Consider the following 2,317-nt stretch of genomic DNA (forward strand, 5'->3'; position numbering starts at 1 on the left):
ATCCCAACTGAGCTAATCACCCACATATAAATTAAAACGCTACTATTAAAATAAATAGTACTGGACTTTAACCAGTGAACTTCGCCGTTACTTGTAAATAGCGGTGATGCTCTCATTTTTTGTAACTGAGCTAACGACCCATATTACAATTTTAATACATATCACTATTAATATAATAATAGATTTTATATGTGGTGGGTGATACTGGACTTGAACCAGTGACCCTCGCCTTGTAAGGGCGATGCTCTCCCAACTGAGCTAATCACCCACATATAAATTAAAACGCTACTATTAAAATAAATAGTACTGGACTTTAACCAGTGAACTTCGCCGTTACTTGTAAATAGCGGTGATGCTCTCATTTCTTGTAACTGAGCTAACGACCCATATTACAAATTTACACATGACTATTAAAATAATAATAGATTATATATGTGGTGGGTGATACTGGACTTGAACCAGTGACCCTCGCCTTGTAAGGGCGATGCTCTCCCAACTGAGCTAATCACCCACATATAAATTAAAACGCTACTATTAAAGTTTAATAGTACTGGACTTTAACCAGTGAACCTTGCCGTTACTTGTAAATAACGGTGAGCTCTCTTTTTTCTAACTGAGCTAACGCCCCATATAGAATATTAGATACGACACATTAAAATGTGGTGGGTGATACTGGACTTGAACCAGTGACCCTCGCCTTGTAAGGGCGATGCTCTCCCAACTGAGCTAATCACCCGCATCTAAACAACACCACATTGCTGCGTTGTTGTGGGGCGCTATTATAGATAGACTTGTAAATGTGTCAACACTTGAATGATAAAAATGTGCTGAATGAAGCTTTTATAATCAATGCAATGCAAATAGTGTTCACTTTATCAACAAGGTAACATAAAACGAACAATAAGCAGCTTTGGCTAGGGGTTAAAATAACTATATTTATATTCACTAAAGTGAGTTCTGTTGCTTTTTAAGGATGAAAATTAATTCAATTTAGTAGTAATTGATTTGCCGAGTCAGGGTTGCAACCAAGAAATCAAAGTAAAGCTTTCTAGTTCAGATCATCCTGCCTATGTTATTCAATTGTTTAAACCACTCAAATTAGCAAGTTGTTTATCGCTTAGCATAGCTAAGCTTTACAATTAGCATTTAATAAAATCCAGCTAGACTATGATGGAAGTAGGCCCGTTTTAGGAGAAAAGCAGTGATAACTCAATTTGCATATAAATGTATACCTTTTGAGTCCGATGTGAATAGGTGCTTTTAGTATTACAGGGTCGTTATGCTCAACTCAAACTTAAATGTGGCACACTTAACGTAGCTCATGGTTACTAAATAGTATGAAAATCTACTTTTTAGCATGTATGATAGCCAGTTTGTTGAAAATTAAACCATTTAAATAATGTCGCACAAAAAACTGTTGACTTTATTTTGGGGGGTGCATAGAATGCGCCCCGCACTAAGCGATACACGACGTGGTTATCACCGAGCGTATTGAATAAGTTGGGGCTATAGCTCAGCTGGGAGAGCGCTTCGCTGGCAGCGAAGAGGTCTGCGGTTCGATCCCGCATAGCTCCACCAATTTTTAGTGTTTGTCCTAGGGTAGCAGTTTTCTGTGTCCCCATCGTCTAGAGGCCTAGGACACCGCCCTTTCACGGCGGTAACAGGGGTTCGAATCCCCTTGGGGACGCCACTTAACTTTTTAGTTAAAGGCGGTTTTACCGAGAAAATAGCGTAACACATAAAGCTCGAGTCTTTATTTGTACTCTACGCCATTACCTTAAGAGCTCAGGATGTGAGTTAAACTAATCAATCGTCCTAGTGACACTTTTTAGTGTCCCCATCGTCTAGAGGCCTAGGACACCGCCCTTTCACGGCGGTAACAGGGGTTCGAATCCCCTTGGGGACGCCACTTACTATTATATAGTAGGGTAGTGTTATTAAAGCTCGTCTGAATCGAGTCTAAACTTTCAGTTGTCCTAGTGACACTTTTTTAGTGTCCCCATCGTCTAGAGGCCTAGGACACCGCCCTTTCACGGCGGTAACAGGGGTTCGAATCCCCTTGGGGACGCCACTTACTTATTTTAAATAGGGAAGTGCAGTGTTATTAAGCAGCTCGCCTGAAACGAGTTAAACCATTCAGTTGTCCTAGTGACACTTTTTAGTGTCCCCATCGTCTAGAGGCCTAGGACACCGCCCTTTCACGGCGGTAACAGGGGTTCGAATCCCCTTGGGGACGCCACTTACTATTATACAGTAGGGTAGTGTTATTAAAGCTCGTCTGAATCGAGTCTAAACTATTCAGTTGTCCTAGTGACAC

8 tRNA genes are annotated in these 2,317 nt (G+C 40.8%); 5 read left to right on the forward strand and 3 right to left on the reverse strand.

What is annotated here, in order from left to right:
* Positions 1 to 192: 192 nt before the first annotated feature.
* The 3 genes from CWC14_RS17550 to CWC14_RS17560 all read right to left on the reverse strand — a co-directional run bounded on the left by CWC14_RS17550 (position 193) and on the right by CWC14_RS17560 (position 736).
* Positions 193 to 268: transfer RNA gene (locus CWC14_RS17550), tRNA-Val, on the reverse strand.
* Between the two features lie 167 nt (positions 269 to 435).
* Positions 436 to 511: transfer RNA gene (locus CWC14_RS17555), tRNA-Val, on the reverse strand.
* Positions 512 to 660: 149 nt separating this feature from the next.
* Positions 661 to 736: transfer RNA gene (locus tag CWC14_RS17560), tRNA-Val, on the reverse strand.
* 766 nt (positions 737 to 1,502) lie between these two features.
* Between CWC14_RS17560 and CWC14_RS17565 the strand changes: the two genes are divergently transcribed.
* From CWC14_RS17565 to CWC14_RS17585, 5 genes are all read left to right on the forward strand, one after another.
* Positions 1,503 to 1,578 (forward strand) — tRNA-Ala (locus CWC14_RS17565).
* A gap of 36 nt (positions 1,579 to 1,614) precedes the next feature.
* Positions 1,615 to 1,690 (forward strand) — tRNA-Glu (locus CWC14_RS17570).
* Positions 1,691 to 1,833: 143 nt separating this feature from the next.
* A tRNA-Glu gene (locus CWC14_RS17575) sits at positions 1,834 to 1,909 on the forward strand.
* A gap of 86 nt (positions 1,910 to 1,995) precedes the next feature.
* Positions 1,996 to 2,071, forward strand: a tRNA-Glu gene (locus CWC14_RS17580).
* A gap of 92 nt (positions 2,072 to 2,163) precedes the next feature.
* Positions 2,164 to 2,239: transfer RNA gene (locus tag CWC14_RS17585), tRNA-Glu, on the forward strand.
* Positions 2,240 to 2,317 lie beyond the last annotated feature (78 nt).

The organism is Pseudoalteromonas sp. S3260, assembly GCF_005886925.1.
In the GTDB taxonomy this organism is placed as follows: Bacteria; Pseudomonadota; Gammaproteobacteria; order Enterobacterales; family Alteromonadaceae; genus Pseudoalteromonas; species Pseudoalteromonas tetraodonis.